Raw genomic sequence first — 22,688 nt, forward strand, 5'->3', positions numbered from 1 at the left:
GATGGCATGCAATTAACTGTATAAAACAATAGAGTGAAAACACGAAGGATCCCGTTCTGTAGAAGAGCGGGATTTTTTAATGCGATTCAGAAGATGAAACGGATAACGATACAGGGGATAGCGGGTTGTTTCCACGAGACCGCGGCGCACGGAAGTTTCCCCGGCGAAGAGGTCGAGGTGCTGCCCTGCGTGAGTTTCGACGAGCAGTTCGCCTGCATGGCGGCCGACGCCGAGCTGCTGGGAGTGGCGGCCATCGAGAACACCATTGCCGGAAGCCTGCTGCCCAACCACGAACTGCTGCGCCGCAGCACGCTGGCGGTCATCGGCGAGTACAAGCTCCGCATCTCGCACGTGCTGGCGGCGCTTCCGGGACAGCGGGTCACAGACATCCGCGAGGTGCATTCGCACCCGATCGCCCTGATGCAGTGCGGCGAATACCTCAAGGCCCGGCCCGCGATGAAAGTCGTCGAGCGCGACGACACGGCGGGAAGCGCCCGCGAAATCGCCGGCCAGCGGCTCGCCGGCACGGCGGCCATCTGCGGCGCCGAAGCCGCGGAACTCTACGGACTCGAAATCCTCGAACGCGGCATCGAGACCAACAAGCACAACTTCACCCGTTTTCTGGTACTGGCCGACCGCAGCCGCGCGGCGGAGTTCACCGATCCGGCCCGCACCGACAAAGCGTCTTTGGTATTCACACTGCCCCACGCGCAGGGGAGCCTCTCGAAAGTGCTGACGCTGTTATCCTTCTACGGAATCAACCTCACGAAAATACAGTCGCTGCCGATCATCGGACGCGAATGGGAATACCGGTTTTACGTGGACGTGACCTTCGACGACCCGATGCGGTACCGGCAGGCGGTCGATGCGGCCCGGCCGCTGACCAGCGATTTCCGGATTCTGGGCGAATATGCCGAATATCCCAATCCCGAAATCTGAGCGGAAGGACATAGGACCCGATTTTCGCGGCGGGCGGGGACAGAGACGCAAACGAGGCGGCAGGCTGCGAATGACGCGAAAAGACAGAGACAAGACAAACGACAATAATTCAAACAGAACTGATATGAAAGATTTGCAACCCATCAATTTTCCGGGACTCGATCCCCGGCGCCCGCTGGTCATCGCGGGACCGTGCAGCGCCGAAACCGAAGAGCAGGTGATCGAAACCGCCCGCGAACTGGCCGCCGAAGGCGTGCGGATTTTCCGCGCCGGACTTTGGAAGCCCCGCACCAAACCCGGAGGGTTCGAGGGCGTGGGTGCCGAAGGCGTGGCATGGCTCCAGCGCGTAAAACGCGAAACAGGGATGTACACCGCCACCGAGGTCGCCACGCGCAAGCATGTCATGGCGGCGCTGGAAGGGGGCATCGACATGATCTGGATCGGCGCCCGCACCACGGCCAACCCCTTTGCCATGCAGGAGATCGCCGACGCGCTGCGCGGCCACGACATTCCGGTGCTGGTCAAGAATCCCGTGAGTCCGGACCTCGAACTGTGGATCGGCGGCGTGGAGCGCATCTACAACGCCGGCATCCGCCGTCTGGGGGGCATTCACCGCGGCTTCACGTCGATCGACAAGAGTCTCTACCGCAACCATCCGATGTGGTCGATCCCCATCGAGCTGCACCGCCGCCTGCCGGGCCTGCAGATCTTCTGCGACCCCAGCCACATCGGAGGCCGCCGCGAACTGATCGCGCCGCTTTCGCAGCAGGCCATGGACCTCGGATTCGACGGGCTGATCGTCGAAGCGCACTGTTCGCCCGACTGCGCGTGGAGCGACAAGGCCCAGCAGGTGACGCCGCAGGGTCTGGCCTACATCTGCCGCAGTCTGGTGATCCGCGAAGCCAACACCACGACGGAGAGCCTTTCGGAACTGCGTTCGCAGATCGACAAGCTCGACGACGAACTGCTCGAACTGCTCGTGCGCCGCATGCGGGTATCGCGCGACATCGGACAGTACAAGAAAGAGCACAACATGCCGATCCTGCAGGCCAAACGTTACGAAGACCTGCTGGCGCGACGCGCGGAGCAGGCCGTACAGCTGGGCATGGACCGCGAATTCATGCGCTCGGTGCTGCAGGCCATCCACGAGGAGTCGATCCGCCAGCAGATGCAGGTGCTGGGCGAATGACGGGCTGTTACATTTCGGTTAAATATTCGGCGGGGACCACGCAATAAAGGGATTGTTACGTACTTTTGATGCGGATACCAATCCGTAACAGTTATGACAAAGCACAAAATCCTTGTGGTGGACGACGAGGAATCCCTCTGCGAGATTCTTCAGTTCAATCTCGAAGTCGAGGGTTACGAAGTCGATACGGCGTACAGCGCCGAACAGGCCCTCGGCATGCACCCCGAACGTTATTCGCTGATTCTGCTCGACGTCATGATGGGCGAGATGAGCGGATTCAAGATGGCCCGGCAGCTCCGGGCGCAGCCCGAAACGGCCGCCGTGCCGATCATCTTCTGCACGGCCAAAGACACCGAGGACGACACGGTCGCGGGGCTCAACATCGGAGCCGACGACTATATCGCCAAGCCTTTCTCCGTGCGCGAAGTGCTGGCCCGCGTGCGCTCCGTGCTGCGCCGCACCGCACCGCAGGAGGGCCAGAGCAGGGCGATCGCGTTCGAAGGGCTGCACATGGACCTCGTCCGCAAAATCTGCACCGTGGACGGAACGCCGCTGGCCCTGACAAAAAAAGAGTTCGAGATACTCGCCCTGCTGCTTTCGAACCGCGGCAGAATCTTTTCGCGCGAGGAGATACTGCATCAGGTCTGGAGCGACGAGGTAATCGTGCTGGACCGCACCATCGACGTCAATATCACGCGGCTGCGACGCAAAATCGGCGTCTACGGAGATCACATCGTAACACGTCTGGGCTATGGGTACGGGTTTGAGGAGTAGCCTCTCCTACCACCGGCGGCTCTTCCTGCTGCTGCTCGCGTTTTCGTGGGCGCTGGTCGCCTGCTTCATCGTCTTTCAGTACGGCCGCGAAAAGCAGTTCAAGGCCGAACGGCTCGACACCCGCCTGCAGCTCTTCAACCTGCGGATGCTCGACGCCCTCGCCGACGGCGCGACGCCTGAGGAGTTCATCGCCGCACGCGACGAACCGTTCGGCGACCTGCGCGTGACGGTGATCGACGCCGCCGGGCGCGTCACCTTCGACAATTCGGCCGGCAGCCTTCCGGAAACCAACCACCTCGACCGCCCCGAAGTCGCCGAAGCCCTCGCCCGCGGCACGGGATTCACGATCCGCCGCCATTCGGAGAGCACCGACCTCTACTATTTCTATTCGGCCATGTCCGACGGCGGGGTCGTCGTCCGCTCGGCCGTGCCCTATTCGATAACGCTCCGCGAAGTGCTGGCCGCAGACCGCGAATTTCTGTGGTTCATGCTGGGCGTCACGCTGCTGATGAGCGTGGCGGCCTACTTCGCGACCCGCCGGCTGGGACACAACATCACGCGGCTGAGAGATTTCGCCCAGCGCGCCGAGCGGGGCGAGCGGATCGACGAGCAGGCGGTCTTTCCGCACGACGAGCTGGGCGACATATCGAGCCATATCATCCGGCTGTACGCCCGCCTGCAGCGCACCACGGCCGACCGCGACCGCGAACATGCGCTGGCGCTGCACGAACAGCAGGAGAAAATCCGCATCAAGAAACAACTCACGAACAACATCAACCACGAACTGAAAACGCCCGTGGCAGCGATTCAGGGGTATCTGGAAACTCTGCTGGACAATCCGGGGCTCGGAGCGGAGAAGCGCACGGCGTTCCTCGAAAAGAGCTGCGCGCAGGTGGCGCGGCTGCGCAGCCTGCTCGCCGACATCTCGACCGTCACGCGCATGGACGAGGCGAGCCAGCTGATCCGCAAGGAGCGTGTCGTGCTGAACGACATCGTGGACGAAATCCGCGCCGACATGCAGCTCCGGCCCGAAGGGCAGCGGCTGCGCGTGAACTGCGACTTCCCCTATCCGCTCGAAATGGAGGGCAGCCCCTCGCTGCTGGGTTCGGTGTTCCGCAACCTCGCGGACAACGCCGCGGCCTATTCGGGCGGACGCGACATTTTCATCCGCCTGCTGGACAACTCGCCGGAGCAGTACACGCTGCAGTTCGCCGACAACGGCATCGGCGTGGAGGAAGAACACCTGCCCCACATTTTCGAACGCTTCTACCGCATCGACAAGGGGCGTTCGCGCAAGCTGGGCGGCACGGGGCTGGGGCTTGCGATCGTCAAAAACGCCGTGATGATGCACGGCGGCACGATCTCGGTCCGCAACTCGGAGCGCGGCGGACTGGAATTCACCTTCACCCTGCGCAAACATTCATAGAGCCGCAACCCGTCCGTAACACGTTTGTAACATCCGTTTCGTTCCTTTGCACCGGAAAGACCGGCCCGCACCGCAGGGCGGCGATCTCCGCCCAAGACGGCGGGTGAAAGCCTCCTCCGGAAAACGGATGCAGGACCGGACGAAAACATACGGCGGAGCGCCAAAACGGAGCCGCCGAAAACAAACGACAAACGACCATATGAGTCCTCTATTCACAAGCATCGTCATCGTCATGGGCCTGCTGGCCGTGATGGGCATCGTCGTGGGCGTGGCCAACGACGCGGTCAACTTTCTCAACTCGGCCCTCGGATCGAAAGCCGCACCGCGCCGCGTCATCCTCTGGATCGCCGCCGCCGGCATCCTCGTCGGCACGCTCACGTCGAGCGGCATGATGGAGGTGGCGCGCAGCGGCGTCTTCTATCCCGGACAATTCTCCTTCCCGGAGATCATGATGCTCTTTCTGGGCATGATGCTGGGCAACATCCTGCTGCTGGACATTTACAACACCCTCGGACTGCCCACCTCGACCACCGTATCGATGGTATTCGGACTGCTGGGCGCGGGAGTCGCCGCGGCACTCTACCACATCTGGGGCGATCCGGCCGCTTCGGTTTCGGACCTCTCGCAGTACATCAACACCGGAAAGGCGATGGCCATCATCGCGGCCATCCTGCTCTCGGTGGCGCTGGCGTTCGCCGCAGGGTCGCTCTTCATGTACGTTTCGCGGCTCATCTTCTCGTTCCGCTACGCGAAGGTGTTCCGCCGCTGGGGCGCCGTATGGTGCGGCATTTCGCTGGCGGGCATCCTCTACTTCGCGCTGTTCAAGGGGCTGAAAAGTTCGGGGCTGATTCCGACTTCGGTCGGAGAATACGTCGGCGAGCACGTGCTCGTAACGCTGCTCGTCTTCTGGGCCGGGGCGTCGGTGGTGCTCTGGATTTTCCAGCGCATGCGGCTCAACATCATGCGCATCACCATCCTCACAGGCACCTTCGCGCTGGCGCTGGCCTTCGCAGGCAACGATCTGGTGAACTTCATCGGCGTGCCGCTGGCCAGCTACGACGCATGGCAGATCGCCCGCGAAACGGGCAGCGAGTCGATCATGATGGGCGAACTGGCCAATCCGGCGCGCGCCAACTTCCTGCTGCTGTTGCTGTCGGGCGCGGTGATGGTCCTGACGCTCTTCTTCTCGAAGAAATCGCGCCACGTCACCGAAACCGAGCTTTCACTCGCCTCGCAGCACGAGGGCGACGAGCGGTTCGGCTCGACCTTCGTATCGCGCAGTCTGGTACGCGCCTCGCTCGCGCTCAACACCATATGGACAGGGCTGATTCCCGACCGCATGCAGAAAGTCATCGACCGACGCTTCGAACCGCTGCCTGCCGAGGAGCGTTCGTCGGCGCCCTACGACATGATCCGCGCCGTCGTAAACCTCACGGCCGCCTCGATCCTGATCGCCATAGGCACCTCCTACAAACTGCCGCTCTCGACCACCTACGTGGTCTTCATGGTGGCTATGGGTTCATCGCTCGCAGACCGGACGTGGGGCCGCGAAAGCGCCGTATACCGCATCACGGGCGTCATGGCCGTCATTTCGGGGTGGTTCATCACCGCGCTCGGCGGATTCCTGATCGCCCTCTGCGTGACGCTGCTGCTGCTCTGGGGCGGCTGGATCGCCGTCACGACGCTCGTCGCTCTCTGCGCATGGCTGCTCATCCGCAGCCACCGCACCAAGCCGGAGGAGAAAGCTGCCGCGGAGGAACTGCCGGTAATCAAGGCCGAGACTCCGGACGAAGTGCTCTGCGTCTGCATCGGCGAAGTATGCACGACGATGGAGCAGGTGACGCGCATTTACAACCGGACGCTGGTCGCCGTTTTCAAGGAGAACCGCAAGGTGCTCAAGGAGATGGTGCAGTCGTCGAACAGGCTCTTCGAAGAGGCCCGCGACCGCAAATACGGCATCATGCCGACGCTGCGCCGCCTGCAGCAGTGCGACATCGACACCGGGCACTTCTACGTGCAGGTGACGGATTACCTCTCGGAGGTGACCAAGGCGCTGATCCACATCACCCGTCCTGCGTTCGGACACATCGACAACAACCACGAAGGGCTGTCGAAGGAGCAGATCGTGGATCTGATGCGCGTAAACGATCAGGTGGAGGCGATTTTCGACAAAATCAACGACATGCTCCGCACGAAGGACTTTTCGGATCTGGACATGGTGCTCGAAATGCGCGACAAGCTCTTCGACACCATCGTCGAGGCGATCAAGAACCAGCTGCGCCGCATCAACGGCGACCCGGCAGCCAGCACGCGGGCCAGCGTACTCTATCTGACGATCCTCAACGAAACCAAGACGATGATCCTGCAGGCCCGCAACCTGCTCAAGTCGCAGCACTACTTCCTCGAAAGCAGAAAATAGGCGCGGCAGAAGACAGGCCTGCGGAGAATTCCGGACCGGACGACCGGAAGACAGCGGCCGGAAAACACCGCACAGAAAACACCACACGAAAAACAACGGACAGAAAACACAGTACGGCCGCCAAAACAAAGACCGCCGCTCCACGAAAGGGCGGCGGTCTTCTTCCTATATCCGCATGCTATTTGACATCCTTCACGCAGCGTACGGGGCAGGCCCATGTCTTGCTCGGTTCGGCCTCGGTTTTGATGGCGGAGACGCTGTAAGTCAGCGCATAGCCGTTCTTGCCGGCAGACGATGCGCTCCAGCAGTAGCCCGAAGTACCCGCTTCCGCGCCGCCGCCGGAACCCGACGCCGACATGATATTGATATAGCCGGCCGCAGGATAGTACCCGTTGCCTTCGGCAAAAACGCATCCGGTACGCTCCGCATCCCACACGCCGTTCAGATCGGCCCATGCGGAAGCGGCTCCCGCGCCCGAAACGGTACGCGCCACCCGTCGGGGCACGGGTCGAAGACGCCCTTCGTACCGTCGGCGTTGCTCCAGCGGTAGTCTTCGCCGCCAACCGCCGGCGACAGCCAGTCCGAAACACCCACAATATAGCGGTAAGGCTGCCGGACCGAAGCCACGAGATTCTCGGAGGGCACATTCGACGAAGCGAAACCCCTCAGCGTCATAAACTTGCCGATACCGTCGTTCGACCAGCCGGCATTGCCGTTAAGGAACATCATCCATGTATAGGGACCTTGGAACGGATCCTTGCGGCCCCACTGGTAGAAGCATCCGGCGCTCTGCGGCCCCTTCACGAGCGAAGTGGCGCCCAGATTGCGGTCCATGAAGACGTTGCCGCCGACGGTCTGCTGCCCCGCAACCTGCGAAGGATCGTACTCTGTGGCCCAGATATGCCAGCTCCAGTAGCAGTTGCCGTCGCCGTTGAGCAGATAGCGCACGTCCTCCCAGACTACGCGGGCGCCCATGGCTCCCAGCATGCCGGCGCCTTCGCCCGCCAGCACGTCGTTCTTACCCCACACGCCGAAGGCTTTCGAAACGGGGATATAGAGCGTCTCGCCCGGCGATACGACGTAACAGTTGGGGAGCAGTTCGGGATTGGCGAAAGCGGGCGTAACCAGCAATTTGCGGACCTGATTGGCGGCCAGCGAGGTTTTGCCCGGATGCGTATAGTCGAACGCAGCGAAGCCGTTGCCCTCGACCTTCAGCAGGGCCTTGCCTTCGGCGATCTCCTGCGCCGGCAGGTAAGCGCGGAAGGCGTTGCCGCAGCGCGTCATCGCCACCGAAGCCGTCTTGGCGTCCACGGACTGCATTTCGGCATCTTGGGCCGCGGCCGCCAACGAGAAGACGGCTTTCGTGCGCACGTCCTGCACCGTCACGGCGTAATCGGCCAGCTTGTCGGCGTCCGCGACGAAGGCTTCGGCCAGCGCCAGCTTATGGCGGAACACGAGTCTGATCTCGCCGTCGCGCTCGCTGAATCCCGGCGTGCGGGCCGTCATGAAGTCGGCTTCGGCAACCGAAGCGTCGTAGACGAGCGCCGTCGGATCGGCATTTTCGGCATAGGGATAATAGGCATAGAGGTCCATGACCTGCCCCTGCTCCATGTAATAGGATTTGGAGCCTTCCTCACGCCACGAACCGTCGGCCTGACGGACGAATTTGGCATTCTGGATGTAGTTGCCCGAAGCGGCCGGATAGGCCTGCGTCTCGGCATCGGTGCGGATCACGGCGAAGAGGCCGATGGCGTCCCCCTCCACGAAGCGGGAGGCATAGGCGACGTCCGTTTCGCTCTTGGTCCGGACGAGCTCCGCCGGCTCGGCGGTCAGACGGATCGCGGCGCACGAAGGCGCGGCGCCGGCGGTCTCCTCCTTCTGGCAGGAGACGACCGAAGCGGCGCAGAAGAACAAAGTCGCAGTCAACAAGGATCGACTGCTGAATAGTAACGTTTTTTTCATATGAACAGCGTTTAAAAGAATACTTACGGATTCGGGGACGGCACCGCCTGCGTCAAACAGACATCCGCCGGACAAAATCACCAAAAGGGTACGCACCGCCCGCATCGGGCAAAGCGCCTCATCAACCTATTGGCAAATATAGAAGAAGCCGGACGATTTATGAAACGCAGCTTTTCGGAATTCGTAAAAATTGACAAATTCCGAAAAAAAACAAACCCCGAAAAACGGGGTTGCGCTCAGAGCTGGTGCTCGCGGTGGAGTTTGAGCAGTTTCTCGCGGTACTTAGACGGCGGCATGCCGATCGCACTCTGGAACGAAGTATAGAAAGTTTGCAGGTGGTTGTAGCCGAGCATCTGGGCAAGCGCCTTCAGCGGCGTATCGTCGTCGACGTCGGAAAGACGCCGCACGGCCTCGTCGATGCGGTAGCTGTTGACATAACTGCTGAAAGCCTTCCCGGCCTGCTGATTGATCGCACGGGAGATATAGGTGCGGTTGGTGTCGAGCCGCTCGGCGAGCCGTTCGATGGTCAGGTCGTTCTGACGGTAGACGCCTTCCGTCTGCATCAGGTATTCGATCCGGGCGAAGAGTTCGGCGTCGCGCACGGCGTGTTCGTCACGGTCGGGCGACTGCTTTTCAGTCTGCGGGGAAATAGGGTCGGGGGGGGGCATGGCCGGCTGCGCGGCCTTTTTCTCCTTTTTCAGAAATTCGTACTGCTGCCGGACGATCTGCTTGTACATCTTGTCCTTGCGCCGGTAGAGGATATAGACCACCGTCGAAATGCCGACGGCGAAGAGCAGCAGCAACAGCAGCAGCTGGAATCGGCGCTGCTGGCGGATCAGGTCGATTTCGCTCTTGCGCAGCATGTTTTCCTGCCGCTCGGCGTCGTACTTGACCCGCAGTTCGTTGATCGAACGCTCCCGCTCGACGTTGAAGATGCTGTCCGCCTGACTATGGTAGCTCTTGAAATAGTCCAGCGCCTCGCGGTAGCGGCCCAGCGCGGTTTCGGCCTCGGAAATGCGCTGGTAGAGCTTATAGCGGTGCACGGCGTTGTTGCTCCGCTCCGAGAGTTCGATGCCCTGCCGGAGCACCGGAATCGCGCGGGCGTACTCGCCCCGGTCGTTCAGGTAGGTTCCGTAACTGAGGTAGGTCATCACGGCAGCGGTCACGACCTTCTCGTCGATGTGGTCGAGCGCCATCAGGTAATAGCGTTCGGCGCCCGCATCGTCGCCCTGCGCATGGAGGATATTGGCGTAAAGGCTGTAAAGCTCGGTGTGGTAGCCGAATTTATCGGTGTCGGGAAGCGTCCGGAGGATGTATTCCAAAGCCCGGTTCTGATCGCCGAGCATGTAGTGCATGTAGGCGCTGATGACCGCACCGCCGAAAGCGAGGTAGTCGTAACCCCACTCGGTGCCCAGCCGGTAGACCTCCTCGGCGTATTTCAGGCCCGCGGGGTCGTTGCGCATGTAGTACGTATTGGCAAGATTGCACTGCGCCACCAGATAGAAGCGGTTCAGCGAGGCGCTGCGGGCGTACTTCATCGCTTCGAGGAAATACTCGATGCCGCCGAAATAGTTCGTTTCGATGCTGACGGCATAGATTCCCAGCGCATTGTAAATCCGGCACAAGGCCACCGGGTCTTCGCACTGCCGCCCGCGGATCAAAGCCCGGTCGAGGTATATGCGGGTCGAGTCGCTGCCCTCGGCGAGCAGGTAGGACTGTCCGGAAAAGAGGTCGGCGTACATCAGCGCACGCTCGTCGTCGTGTGCGGCCCCGGCCCTGCGGAGACGCGAAACGTAGGGATGAATCGCGGCGAATTCGCTCCGCATGGTGTATTGGGAGCAGATTTCGACCAGCAGGTCTATGTCCTCAGGGTCCCGTTCCAGCCGTTCCAGCAACACCGGCAGCGTATCGGCCTGAATCACCGCGGCATGCGAAGCCGCACCCTCCTGCGCGCGGACGGCAGGAAGTCCGAGAGACACGACGGCGGCCAATATGAACAAACGTCTGAGCATCGCTGAAGATCGGGAAACGGGCCGGACCGGAGTGCCGGCGCACACCGTTTTCACTCCGCTAAATTAATAAAAAAACCCGAAACCGACGGAAATGCGCCTTTTTAATCCGAAAAGGCACTTCCGGAAAGCGGGCGAAAAACGGAGACGGAAATTCCGGACCCTTTCATGCGCAGGAACCGCACATCTCCGCATGCCTGTCCGGCCGCACCGCACTGTCCGCGTCCGGCCACGCGCCTGCGGTTCCCGGTATGCCGGGGTTTTGCGGCGGAATGTCCTCCGGCCCGTGAAACGGAAATGTAACGGGGCCGTCATTTCAAAGTAACGACGGCCCCGTATATTTGCAGTGTGAAAACCGGACGAGGTTTTCCAAGTTGGTTTTAGGTTACATAAGTAGGTTAGTGGGAGATGCAGCGACGCGAGGTCGCGGCATCTTCGTTATTACGGCTATTTCTCCATGTCGTGCAGGTGGATTTCGAGGGCGCGGACCGAAATCTGGATTTCCCAGATCGACACGCCCAGCGAACCGATCAGCAGCAGCAACGCCGCGCCGAAGACATAGGCCGAAAGGACGAAAAATCCGACATACAGCAGGAACATCGTCACCACGCAGAGAAAAAGGCTCGAAACGCCCAGAATCTGCATCGTGCGCGTGAGGTGCAGGCGGCGGCGCAGGTTGTCGATCTGCGCGCGGGTGACTTTCGAGGGGTGCTGGAGGTGCTGCTCCTTGAGCGTGCGCACCAGCTGGGCGTACGACAGAAAACGGTTGGTGTAGGCCAGCAGAATCAGCGAGACGGCTGAAAAGAGCAGTGCGGGGGTCGTAAGAGTCAGTTCTTCCATGACGAATCGGTTTTGCGGAATTACGGTCGCCGTTTCCTGCCGCTTCGGGTCCGCGGCCGCAGAGCGTTCAGGCAGGGCCGAAGCGGCATCATGCCGGGCACGCATCTCTGTGGGCACTCAGCGGGGTGCATCTTAGCGGGTGCGGCGCCAGAAACACGGGACGGCTTCCGGGACAAAGGTACGAAATATTCCGGTCAATGCGCCCGGTCCGACAAAACAGTGAGCGTTCGCCCCGGCAAAACGGCGTGCATCCACCCCGCAAAACAGCGAAGGTCCGGTCGGGCAAAACAGCGTGCATCCGTCCCGGCAAACCAGCAAAGGTCCGCAACATACACCCGCCCCGGTAAAACAGCATACACCCGTCCCGGCAAAACTGCGGTGGGACCCGAAGGCAAGATGCGCGTTCGAGACCTCCGGGCCGTATTCCGCCGCATCGGTCGCACATATCGGCCCGCCGGAATCTGCGGCGGCACCGGTCCGCCGGGCCCGACGCTGCCGATGCCGCCCGATCCCGGTCCGCATTCGTCGCTGCAAAGCAGGGGCCAAACCGTAGGCCGAAGGACTCCATCCTGCAGAAAAAACGCTCCGGGGCGATATGGTCCGACAAATCGCAGGTATTTTTTAAGATTTTTTAAGAAAATGCGTCGCAGCGTTCGGTATTGTGAAAAAAATAACATACCTTTGCGCATCCCAAAGAAAACAATTTTAATCTCATTTTGACGAATAATAATTTATGGAATTGAACAAAACCTTTATCGACGGACTTTGGAGCAAGGAGATCAACGTGACGAGTTTCGTTCAGACGAACATCACCCCCTACGTGGGCGACGCCTCCTTCCTGCAGGGTCCCACCGACCGCACGAAGCACATCTGGAACCTCTGTCTCAAGGCCCTCGAAGAGGAGCGCGCCAACAACGGCGTCCGTTCGTTGGACAACAAGACCGTTTCGACCATCACTTCGCACAAAGCCGGCTACATCGACAAAGAACAGGAGCTGATCGTCGGTCTGCAGACCGACCAGCTGCTCAAGCGCGCCATCAAGCCCTTCGGCGGCATCAACGTCGTATCGCGCGCCTGCAAGGAGAACGGCGTCGATGTGGACGAGAAGGTTAAGGATATTTTCACCCACTACCGCAAGACGCACAACGACGGCGTGTTCGACGTCTACACCGAGGAGATCCGCTCGTTCCGTTCGCTGGGCTTCCTGACGGGCCTGCCCGACAACTACGCCCGCGGCCGCATCATCGGCGACTACCGCCGTCTGGCCCTCTACGGCACCGACCGGCTGATCGAAGCCAAGACCGAGGACCTGCGCGGCCTGACCGGCCCGATGACCGACGCCCGCATCCGCCTGCGCGAAGAGGTCGCGGAGCAGATCAAGGCACTCAAGGAGATCCGCACGATGGGCGAATACTACGGATTGGACCTGAGCCGTCCGGCGCACTCGGCGCAGGAGGCCGTACAGTGGGTCTACATGGCCTACCTCGCCGCCGTGAAGGAGCAGGACGGCGCCGCAATGTCGCTGGGCAACGTTTCGTCGTTCCTCGACATCTTCATCGAGTACGATCTGGCCCACGGCAACATCGACGAGGTGTTCGCGCAGGAGCTGATCGACCAGTTCGTCATCAAGCTCCGCATGGTGCGCCACCTCAGAATGCAGTCCTACAACGACATCTTCGCCGGCGACCCGACGTGGGTGACCGAAGCCATCGGCGGACGCTTCAACGACGGCCGCACGAAGGTGACCAAGACCTCGTTCCGTTTCCTGCAGACGCTCTACAACCTCGGCCCGTCGCCCGAACCCAACCTCACGATTCTGTGGAGCCCCGACCTGCCGCAGGGATTCAAGGATTTCTGCGCCAAGGTTTCGGCCGACACCAGCTCGATCCAGTACGAAAACGACGAGCTGATGCGCGAAGTGCGCCATTCGGACGACTACGGCATCGCCTGCTGCGTGTCGTATCAGGACATCGGCCGTCAGATCCAGTTCTTCGGCGCCCGCTGCAACTTGGCCAAGGCCCTGCTGCTGGCTCTGAACGGCGGCCGCTGCGAGAACACCGGCACGCTGATGGTCAAAGGCATTCCGGCGCTCACCGAGGGTCCGCTGCGCTTCGAAGAGGTGATGTGCAACTACAAGATGGTGCTGACCGAAATCGCCCGCGTCTACAACGAGGCAATGAACATCATCCACTACATGCACGACAAATACTATTACGAGAAGGCCCAGATGGCGCTGGTGGACACCGACCCGCGCATCAACCTCGCCTACGGCGTGGCCGGGCTCTCGATCGCCCTCGACTCGCTCTCGGCCATCAAATACGCCAAGGTGACGGCGCGCCGCAACGAGCAGGGGCTCACCGACGGATTCGACATCGAGGGTGAATTCCCTTGCTTCGGCAACAACGACGACCGGGTGGACCACTTGGGCGTGGACCTCGTGTACTATTTCAGCGAGGAACTGAAGAAGCTGCCCGTCTACAAGAACGCCCGTCCGACCCTCTCGCTGCTGACCATCACCTCGAACGTGATGTACGGCAAGAAGACCGGCGCGACGCCCGACGGACGCGCCAAAGGCGTGGCTTTCGCTCCGGGCGCCAACCCGATGCACGGACGCGACAAGAGCGGCGCGATCGCTTCGCTGGCCTCGGTGGCCAAGCTACGCTACCGCGACTCGCAGGACGGCATCTCGAACACCTTCTCGATCATCCCCAAATCGCTGGGCCCGACGCAGGAGGAGCGGATCGAGAACCTCGTGACGATGCTCGACGGCTACTTCACCAAGGGGGCGCACCACCTGAACGTGAACGTGCTGAACCGCGCGATGCTCGAAGACGCCATGGAGCACCCCGAAAACTATCCGCAGCTGACGATCCGCGTGTCGGGCTATGCCGTGAACTTCACCAAGCTGAGCCGCGAACACCAGCTGGAGGTCATCAGCCGCAGTTTCCACGAGCGGATGTAAGATGATAAAGGTACACTCCTACGAATCAATGGGAACATTCGACGGGCCGGGACTCCGGCTCGTCGTTTTCCTGCAGGGATGCAATTTCCGCTGTCTCTACTGCGCCAATCCCGACACGATCGACGCCTGCGGCGGCACGCCCACGTCCCCGGACGAGATACTGCGCATGGCCGTGGACCAGAAGCCTTTTTACGGACGGCGGGGCGGCGTGACCTTTTCGGGCGGCGAACCGACGTTTCAGGCCGCGGCGCTAGCGCCGCTGGTGCGCAGGCTCCGGGAGGCGGGCATCCACGTCTGCATCGACACGAACGGCAGCATCTGGAATCCGGCAGTCGAAGAGCTGCTGGGGCTGGCGGACCTGATCCTGCTCGACGTGAAGCAGGCCGATCCCGAACGCCACCTCGCGCTCACCGAACGCGACAACGCCCAAACCCTCCGCACGGCGGCATGGCTCGAAGAACACGGCAAACCCTTCTGGCTCCGCTACGTGCTGGTGCCGGGCTACAGCGACGCCGAAGCCGACATCCGCACGCTGGGCGGGCGGCTCGGCGGCTACAGGCAGATCGAACGGGTCGAGCTGCTGCCCTACCACACGCTCGGAGTTCACAAATACGAAGCGATGGGAAAGGAGTACAAACTCTCGGACGTCAGGGAGAATACGCCGGAACAGCTGGACCGCGCGGCGGCGCTGTTGCGCGAATATTTCGCGAATGTGGTGGTGAACTGACGCCCCCGGCCGACTTCGGCGGCGGCCTGCTGAATTGCTACCAGCACTCCGCCTTGTCTTTCAACTCAGGAATCCGGTCACGCGTGTAGACCGGATTTTTGATGCCCTGCCGTTTCTGGGCGACGTAATCGGCCAGCAGCAGGAAAGCCTGACGCCCCAGCAGCAGGATAGCGGCGAGGTTGAAGAGGGTCATCAGCGCCATCGTAATGTCGGCAAGGCTCCACGCCAGATCGAGCGTGGCAAGGGCCCCGAACAGCACCATCGCCCCGACCAGCAGCCGGTAGAGGGTCAGCGCGCCCGGACGACGGGTGATGAAGCGGATATTGGCTTCGCCGTAATAGTAGTTGCCGATGATACTGCTGAAAGCGAAGAGGAAGATCGCCACGGCGACGAAGACACTGCCGACGGGGCCGATTTCACTGACCAGCGCGGCCTGCGTAAGCCGGATGCCCGACAGCGATGCGTCGGGGACGCCGCCGAAAAGGATGATGAAAGCCGTGCAGGTGCAGATTACGAGCGTATCGGTGAAGACCCCAAGGGTCTGGATCAGCCCCTGCTTGACGGGATGCGAGACATGGGCCGTGGCGGCGACGTTGGGCGCGGAACCCATGCCCGCCTCGTTGCTGAACAGCCCCCGCTTGATGCCCTGCATCAGCGCGGCTCCCACGCCGCCGCCCATCGCCTGCTCCCAGCCGAAAGCGTTGGCGACGATCAGCTCCACGACTTCGGGCAGCCGCCGGAAATTGAAGAGCACCACGCCCAGCGCAAGGGCGATATACCCCAGCGCCATGACCGGGACCACCACCCCGCTCACGCGGGCGATGCGGTGTATGCCGCCGAAGATAACGCCCAGCGTCAGCAGCGTCAGGGCGATGCCGACCCAATGGTGGTCGAAGCCGAAAGCGCCCTCCCATGCGGCGCAGATCGTGTTGCTCTGCACCGAATTGAAGGCGAAGCCGAACGTGACGGAGATCAGTACGGCAAAGACCACGCCCATCCAGCGCCGGCCCAGTCCCCGTTCCATATAATAGGCCGGACCGCCGATATAGGAATCCCTGCCGCGACGTTTGTAGAGCTGGGCGAGGGTCGATTCGACGAAGGCGCTCGAAGCCCCCAGCAGGGCGATGATCCACATCCAGAAGACGGCTCCCGGACCGCCGACGGCGATCGCCGTGGCGACGCCCGCGAGATTGCCCGTACCGACGCGGCTCGCCAGCGAGACGGCGAATGCCTGAAACGACGAGACATGCCGCTCGCCCCGCCGTCCGCCGCCCGCCGACTCCCCCAGCACACGGAGCATCTCGCGCAGCATGCGGAACTGCACGCCGCGCGTACGCACGGTGAACCATACGGCGCAGCCTAACAGCAGGGCGACCAGCAGATAAGACCAGAGCACATTATTGACCGAGTCGATCCAGAAAAAAAGGGTTTGCATGGCGGAGATGTTTCGGACAAAGGTAGCAAAGTTAATGCTAAAACGAGAGAAGACCGGAATTCCGGTCTTCTCGAAGCAAATCGTCCGATCATTCGGCGGCATCCATCCGGATCGTCTCGCCCGTCCGGCGGCTGCGTTCGGCGGCGTAGCAGATGCGGTGGCTCTCGATCGAATCGTCGATCGTGGTGAGGAACGGCCGCGAGGGGTCGCGGAGCGCGCGGATGAAATCGCCGATCAGCTGCAGGTCGGCCCCGGCGTGGAAGGGCTGTCCGGCGATGTCCGAGAAATCATAGGTCTCGGCATCCCCGCCGCGGAACCTGCGGACCCGCAGCGTACGCTCGTCGCCGTCGATCTCGCCGCCCGTCAGCCGGATGTGGGTCTTGCGGAAATCGTCGTTGGTGAACATCTCCATCGAAAGGCTCATCGTCACCTCGTCGTCCATCTCCATCGAAAGCAGCTGGTGATCGACCACGTCGTTGTCGCAACGATAGACGCAGCGGCCCAGCATTCCCGTGCGCAGTTCCTCCATAATCGTCGCATCGAGCGTCGCTCCGGGCGGCACGTCGAAGTTCGAGACCCAGTCGCGGCGGACGTAGTAGAGGTCGCGCGCCGAGAAGGGGCATTCGGATTCCATCCGGCAGTCGATACACCGCGCGGCGGAGCCTTCGGGAGCGTTCTCCGCACGGAACCAGCGCAGCGACCCGAACGACGAGAGCAGGCGGCAGTGCGAACCCGTCAGCCACAGCAGGAAGTCGATGTCGTGACAGCATTTGGCCAGCAGGATCGGATTGGCTTCGCTCTCGCGCCGGAAGATGCCGCGCACGTAGCTGTGGGTGGCCCGGTCGAGTCCGACCGAAGCGGTATGGTTGACCGAAACGACGTGTCCCAGCCGCCCCGAAGCGACCAGCTCGCGGATCTTGGCGAAATAGGGATGGTAGCGCAGCACATGGCAGACGCCGACCAGCACGCCGCGCCGGCGGGCGCGCCGGGCGATTTCGCGGCATTCGTCGAGACGCTGGGCGATCGGCTTTTCGAGCAGGACGTGGTATCCGGCGTCGATAGCCTTCACGGCCGGGTCGAAATGGGCGTTCTCAGGAGTCGAAATCAGCACCATGTCGGCATCGAGCCTCTCGGCGAAGAAGTCGTCGTAATGGGCGTAGCAATACTTGTCGGGAAGCCCGAAAGCGTCGGCCATGGCGCGGCGGCGCAGGTCGTTGACTTCGACGATCGCGGCCAACCGGAGCTGTTCGGGATTCCGGCGGGCGTATTCGAGGTATTTATGCGCCCGGTTGCCGGCGCCGATCACGACGATCCGCACGGGCCGGGAGAGGGTTGTTTCAGTTTTCATCGGATGTTGCGGAAATTACAGCGGCTGCCACGGCTCCGTCCGCCGCATCGCGGCGTTCGATGCGGGAGGAAAGACGGATGCTAAGTTCGTAGAGCCAGTAAAGAGGTATGATAACCAGAATCAGGCTGAAAATGTCGGGCGGCGTGATGATCGCGGCGATCACCAGCAGGCCGACGAAAGCGTGCCGGCGGTAGCGTTTCAGAAACGACGACGAGACCAGCCCCATACGGGTCAGGAAGTAGACCAGCAGCGGCAGCTGGAACACCAGCGCCGAGGCCAGCGATGCGACGATGACGGTCGAAAGGTACTGATTGACGTCGATCATGTTCACGATCGAAGCGCTGGCTTCGTAATTGATGAAGAAGCTGACCGAGAGCGGCACGATGACGAAATAGCCGAAGAGCAGGCCCGTGAAGAAGCAGGCCGAGATCCAGAATACGAAGCGGTGCGTGGCGGCGATTTCGCGCTGCGTGAGCGCGGGCCTCACGAAACGCCAGAACTCCCAGAGGACGTAGGGCATGGCCAGCACGAGACCCGTCACGAACGAGATTTTCATGTGCAGGTTGAACTGCCCCGCCATGGCGGTATTGATAACCCGGAAATCGAGGTTCGAGACGTCGAACGCTTCGGGATTGACGCTCAGCGAAAGTCCTGTCAAAGCGTTGATCCAACCGCAGAGCGCGGCGAGGCCGTGTCCGGTCTCCAGCAGCAGCCGGTTGGTCGGGAAACCGGCGCTCTTGGGGCCGAAAAGCACCACGTCGATCAGGAAGTGCCGGGCGAAAAATGCGGCGACGGCGATCACGACGACAGCGGCGGCACCGCGCACCAAATGGGGGCGCAGCGCCGCGAAATGGGACCAGAAGTCCATCTCCGCGCTTTCGTTTCCGGCGTTGGGTTTCGACATATCGGTTCGTTGGGGAATTCGCGCCGTGCTCCGGACTATTTATCCGCCGGTTTGTCTCCGGAGACATCCGCCGGATTCGGCTTCTTGTTTTCGGACGAATAGTCCGTATTCATGGCGTCCTTGAACTCCCGCACGCCGCGGCCCATGCCGCGCATCAGTTCGGGAATTTTCGCGCCGCCGAAGAGCAGTATCACGACGAATACGATAATCAGCAGCTGGCCGTATCCGATCATACAGGGTATAAACATAGTCTTGCAGTTTTTGCGTTTCACAATTGCGGCCCGCGCCGCATCCGTGCGGAGTCCGCCTCCCGTGCGGGATCATCCGCGCGGGAGGCGGGCAGCGCCGTCTATTGGCGGCCGGCGCTCAGGTCCAGCACGCGCAGGTTGCGGAACTGGATGCCCGCACCGTGGCCCAGCAGACCGAGATGGCCTTTCTTATTGAAGAGTCCGGGATGGTTCTTGCCGTCCACGGTATAGGGATTCTTCTTCGAGCCGTCCTCCGAGACGTTGTGTCCCTTGCAGGCTTGGCGGATATCGCCGTCGAGGATCACACGGCCGTTGACCGTGACCGTAATGCGGTCGCCCACGGCGTGTATCTCCATCGTATTCCACGTCCCCAGATCGCCGAACACGACGTGTTCCTGCGCCGGGATGATGCCGTAGACGGAGCCGTGCTGCTGGTAGATGCGCAGGTTCTTGTAGATCGGCGCGTCGTGGTCGAGAATCTGGATTTCCATGCCGTGATAGGCGGCGTCCACGCCCATCGGCGTACGGATGCCGATGCCGTTGTTGACGCCCCTGCGCAGGAAGCGGAATTCGAAGCGCAGGTCGAAATCGCCGTACTCCTTGACCGTATAGAGGTTGCCCGATCCGCCGTAGGAGGCGGTCACGTCGATCGTGCCGTCCAGCGGAACGTAATTGACCGTGTTACCCGTCCATTTGTGCAGCGAACGGCCGTCGAAGAGCACTTCGTAGCCCTGCGCCGCCTCTTCGGGCGAAAGTTCGAAAACAGGCGTCGAGGGCAGTTCGCCGATGTAGAGGTTGCGGAAGCAGGCAGGAGCCGCCAGACCCGACAGTTCGATGCGGCCGCGTACGCAGACCGGTTCGCCGGGAGCGCAGGGGTTCGTCAGCACGACGTTCTCGGCCAGCGTCACCCCGTTCTCGATCAGCGTGATGCGGTCATCGACGACCTTGGCGTAGAGCGTATTCCATGTGCCGGGAGCATTGTCCGCAGCGGCGGCCGGGGTATCGGTCTGCCCCTGAGTCTTCAGGCCGGTGCCTTCGGTTCCGCCCAGCCGGATTTGGGACATCGAACGTACGGCAAGCCCGGCTTCGCCTTCGGAACGCCATTCGAGCCAGAGTTCGAAATTCTCGTATTCCTTTTCGGTACCGATCGTACTCGGAGCCTTGCCTGCGAAAACGAGGGCGTTTCCGTCCGCGCTCCAGTTCGCGGCCATCGCTTCGGCGGCGGCTTTGCGCAGGCCGGCGATCCGGCGGGCCGAAAGTTTCCGCTCACCGGCGGGATCGGCGGTCACGGCGGTCCATCCTTCGAGACCCGCGGTCGGAAGAAGAGCGAAGCCCGCAGCGGGGATTTTGCCGAGCAGTCCGGTGATCTCATCGACGGCGTATCCCGCATCGGCGTCGGATTTGGCCAGCTCCCTGTAGACCTCGCGGGCCTGCTCCAGCGCACTGCGGACAGCCTCGCCGCCCGGCATCGGAGCGCTCTTGGCGACGATCGTCTTCACGGCCGCGGCGGCAGCTCCGGCGGTTGCGGGGTCGGAGAGGTAGTCGGCGGCCAGCATCAGGGCGGGCACTTCATGGACGCCCGCAAGGTAGCCGAGCAGTTTGTTCCGCACGGCGGCCGAGGGTTTGAGTTCGAGTCCCTGCCGGTAGAGCTGGCAGCGGCGGACCGGAGTCGCAGGCTGTTTGGCGCAGAGGTCGGCATAACGCATCAGGGCGCGGTCAGCCAGAGCCGGATTTTCGGCGGCGATGCGGTAAAGGATGTCGGTCATCGCAGGGCTTTCGACCGTCAGCAGGGCGGCGAAAGCGGCTTCGCGGTCACCCTCGCGGAATCCGGCCAGCAGGCTGGCGATGGCTTCGGGGGTGCCGGTCTGCGCCAGCACGGGATAATAGCGCGCCGGAATTTTCGACGCCTGCATGTAGCCGGCGATCGCGCCATAGCGTTTGTCGGCCGGAAGCTGCGCCGAAGTGCGGATCAGCGCGGTCTGGATTTGCGCCGCATGCTGTCCGTCGGCGGCATCGAGCAGTCCGGCCAGACGGTCCATATGACGGGGTCCGGTCACATAAGGAAGAGCGGCATAGGCGGCTTCGCGCACCTGCTTGTCGGAAGTCTCCAGCAGTGCGAAGACGCGGTCCGCGGCCACGGTCATGCGGCGTGCGGCGGCCAGCCTGAGGGCCGGAACGAGCACCTCGGCGTCATCCCGTGCAAGCAGCCGCTCGACCATCGGGTCGATGCGGCCGTTGAAGGCAAGCAGGGCTTTCTCGGCGGCTTCGGCACGAGGACCTTCGAGCGCCGAGACCAGCGCTGCGAGCGCCTGCTCGCCGCCGATGCGGCCCGAAGCTTCGATGGCGGCCCGTGCGACCCGGTCGTCGGACGAAGTCACGGCGCCCGTAATCACATCGCTCTGCGACACGGCGCCGCAGTCACCCAGCCACGCTAGCACCGCGGTCCGGGTTTCGGCGTCATAGCGCGGCATGCCGGCGGCAACCCGCGCAAAGATCTCGTCGTCGCCCTTGCCGAGCGTCTGCAAAGCAGCATAGCGGTATTCGGCAGGTCCCTCCTTGACGGCGGCCAGTACGTAAGGCATCGCCTTTTCGATGCCGAGCGCATCGGCAAGCACCGCGAGAGCCGCGCCGCGCACATACTGGCGGTCGCACTTGAGCAGGCCCTTGGCGGCTTTCACGGCCGGCTGGGCGTCTCCCGCGGCCACGAGGTTCGCAAGCAGGCGCAGATAGGCATCGGCAGCGCCGGTGTTATCCCAGCCGTAACCGGCCTCGGCGGCTGCGGCGGCCAGCGGTTTGAGCGAAGCGCGCGAACCGCAGACAGCCAGCGCATTGTAAATCTGTTCGGCCGTCCGGGCGTCGGCGCCGCCGAGCCATCCTAGCAGGAGGGGTTCGGCCTGCGTCATCCGCTTTTCGGCAAAAGCATAGGCCAGCGCGCGTTTCCGTTCGGCCGCAAGGCCCTCCTTGCGGGCCTCGGCGAGCAGAACCGGCTCGGTGCCGGGCGTCGAAATCAGCGCACGGATCGCATAGTCGGACAGATAGGAGTCGTCCAGATAAGGCAGTATCCATGCCGCGTCCTCCGCCGCGGAACAGAGCTGCAGCTGCGAGAAGAGGAAAGCGCGGTTGGCGTTGTCGGCGCAGCGTTCGATCGCCCGAACCAGTCCCTTGCGGACATCGGCGCACAAGGCTTCGTTTCCGGGGGCTGTCGCGTAGGCAGTGATGCCGTTCAGGGCGTATTCGAGCGTCGCGTTCTTACCCTTGTCGGCGGGAGTGAGCATGCCGGCGATCATTTCGACACCGGCGCTTCCCGTAGCGGCAAGTTCGCCCATCACTTCGTTGAAAACGGCGGGCGTGGCGGCCGGAAGCTGGGCCAGACCGTCGGCAACGACGGTTTCGGCGTTGCGCTGCCGGGCGTCGAGCTGCTGGGCGGCGGCCCCTGCGGGCAGCAGGGCGATCAGGGCGATCAGGGCGCCCAGAATAAACAGTCGTGTGATTATCTTTTTCATGGT

16 protein-coding genes are annotated in these 22,688 nt (G+C 62.3%); 7 read left to right on the plus strand and 9 right to left on the minus strand.

All coding sequences use genetic code 11. The annotated features are described in order from the left end of the window. The first annotated feature begins 93 nt into the window (after positions 1–93). The 5 genes from ACESTR_RS09365 to ACESTR_RS09385 all read left to right on the plus strand — a co-directional run bounded on the left by ACESTR_RS09365 (position 94) and on the right by ACESTR_RS09385 (position 6,747). Positions 94–939, plus strand: a complete 846-nt coding sequence (locus ACESTR_RS09365) for a prephenate dehydratase (RefSeq protein WP_373179168.1) — start codon at positions 94–96, stop codon at positions 937–939. A gap of 124 nt (positions 940–1,063) precedes the next feature. Continuing rightward, positions 1,064–2,128 carry a bifunctional 3-deoxy-7-phosphoheptulonate synthase/chorismate mutase type II gene (locus tag ACESTR_RS09370; protein ID WP_022044049.1) on the plus strand — a complete coding sequence of 355 codons (1,065 nt, stop codon included), beginning with the start codon at positions 1,064–1,066 and terminating at the stop codon, positions 2,126–2,128. Positions 2,129–2,221: 93 nt separating this feature from the next. Continuing rightward, a complete protein-coding gene (locus ACESTR_RS09375; protein ID WP_009597510.1) occupies positions 2,222–2,902 on the plus strand; it encodes a response regulator transcription factor in 681 nt (226 codons plus the stop codon). After that, positions 2,880–4,328, plus strand: a complete 1,449-nt coding sequence (locus ACESTR_RS09380; RefSeq protein ID WP_279063278.1) for a sensor histidine kinase — start codon at positions 2,880–2,882, stop codon at positions 4,326–4,328. The genes ACESTR_RS09375 and ACESTR_RS09380 overlap by 23 nt, the downstream gene beginning before the upstream one ends. A gap of 199 nt (positions 4,329–4,527) precedes the next feature. After that, complete coding sequence (locus ACESTR_RS09385) at positions 4,528–6,747, plus strand: inorganic phosphate transporter (RefSeq protein WP_217729504.1); 2,220 nt, start codon at positions 4,528–4,530, stop codon at positions 6,745–6,747. Between the two features lie 178 nt (positions 6,748–6,925). Here the strand turns inward: ACESTR_RS09385 and ACESTR_RS09390 are convergent, their stop codons facing one another. From ACESTR_RS09390 to ACESTR_RS09405, 4 genes are all read right to left on the minus strand, one after another. Next, complete coding sequence (locus ACESTR_RS09390; protein ID WP_014775132.1) at positions 6,926–7,240, minus strand: hypothetical protein; 315 nt, start codon at positions 7,238–7,240, stop codon at positions 6,926–6,928. Beyond that, the gene (locus tag ACESTR_RS09395; protein ID WP_161990490.1) at positions 7,189–8,709 is read right to left on the minus strand and encodes a fimbrillin family protein; all 1,521 of its coding nucleotides are present in this window, start codon (positions 8,707–8,709) and stop codon (positions 7,189–7,191) included. Before ACESTR_RS09395 ends, ACESTR_RS09390 begins: the two co-directional genes overlap by 52 nt. A 236-nt stretch (positions 8,710–8,945) precedes the next feature. Beyond that, positions 8,946–10,721: a helix-turn-helix transcriptional regulator gene (locus tag ACESTR_RS09400; protein ID WP_262918115.1), complete on the minus strand. Its 1,776-nt coding sequence runs from the start codon at positions 10,719–10,721 to the stop codon at positions 8,946–8,948. Between the two features lie 444 nt (positions 10,722–11,165). Continuing rightward, positions 11,166–11,558, minus strand: coding sequence for a DUF2721 domain-containing protein (locus tag ACESTR_RS09405; protein WP_009597509.1), 393 nt, complete (start codon positions 11,556–11,558; stop codon positions 11,166–11,168). Positions 11,559–12,291: 733 nt separating this feature from the next. On the opposite strand from ACESTR_RS09405, the gene pflB reads away from it, so the two are divergent. Together pflB and pflA are read left to right on the plus strand one after the other, a co-directional pair. Beyond that, complete coding sequence (pflB, locus tag ACESTR_RS09410) at positions 12,292–14,520, plus strand: formate C-acetyltransferase (protein WP_130062954.1); 2,229 nt, start codon at positions 12,292–12,294, stop codon at positions 14,518–14,520. Between the two features lies 1 nt (position 14,521). Further along, complete coding sequence (gene pflA / locus ACESTR_RS09415) at positions 14,522–15,247, plus strand: pyruvate formate-lyase-activating protein (protein ID WP_009597516.1); 726 nt, start codon at positions 14,522–14,524, stop codon at positions 15,245–15,247. A gap of 37 nt (positions 15,248–15,284) precedes the next feature. Here the strand turns inward: pflA and ACESTR_RS09420 are convergent, their stop codons facing one another. The 5 genes from ACESTR_RS09420 to ACESTR_RS09440 form a co-directional block, all read right to left on the minus strand. Next, positions 15,285–16,682, minus strand: a complete 1,398-nt coding sequence (locus tag ACESTR_RS09420) for an alanine/glycine:cation symporter family protein (protein WP_009597552.1) — start codon at positions 16,680–16,682, stop codon at positions 15,285–15,287. An 88-nt stretch (positions 16,683–16,770) separates the two neighbouring features. Continuing rightward, on the minus strand, positions 16,771–18,030 hold the full coding sequence (locus ACESTR_RS09425) for a Gfo/Idh/MocA family protein (RefSeq protein WP_270388455.1): 1,260 nt from the start codon (positions 18,028–18,030) through the stop codon (positions 16,771–16,773). After that, the gene (gene tatC / locus ACESTR_RS09430; RefSeq protein WP_278714272.1) at positions 18,020–18,934 is read right to left on the minus strand and encodes a twin-arginine translocase subunit TatC; all 915 of its coding nucleotides are present in this window, start codon (positions 18,932–18,934) and stop codon (positions 18,020–18,022) included. Before tatC ends, ACESTR_RS09425 begins: the two co-directional genes overlap by 11 nt. A gap of 35 nt (positions 18,935–18,969) precedes the next feature. Then, positions 18,970–19,182, minus strand: coding sequence for a twin-arginine translocase TatA/TatE family subunit (locus ACESTR_RS09435; RefSeq protein ID WP_009597498.1), 213 nt, complete (start codon positions 19,180–19,182; stop codon positions 18,970–18,972). Between the two features lie 101 nt (positions 19,183–19,283). Then, positions 19,284–22,685, minus strand: coding sequence for a DUF1080 domain-containing protein (locus ACESTR_RS09440; RefSeq protein WP_130062520.1), 3,402 nt, complete (start codon positions 22,683–22,685; stop codon positions 19,284–19,286). Positions 22,686–22,688: the final 3 nt, after the last annotated feature.

Source organism: Alistipes sp. DJF_B185 (assembly GCF_964250025.1).
Classification (GTDB): Bacteria; Bacteroidota; Bacteroidia; order Bacteroidales; family Rikenellaceae; genus Alistipes; species Alistipes finegoldii.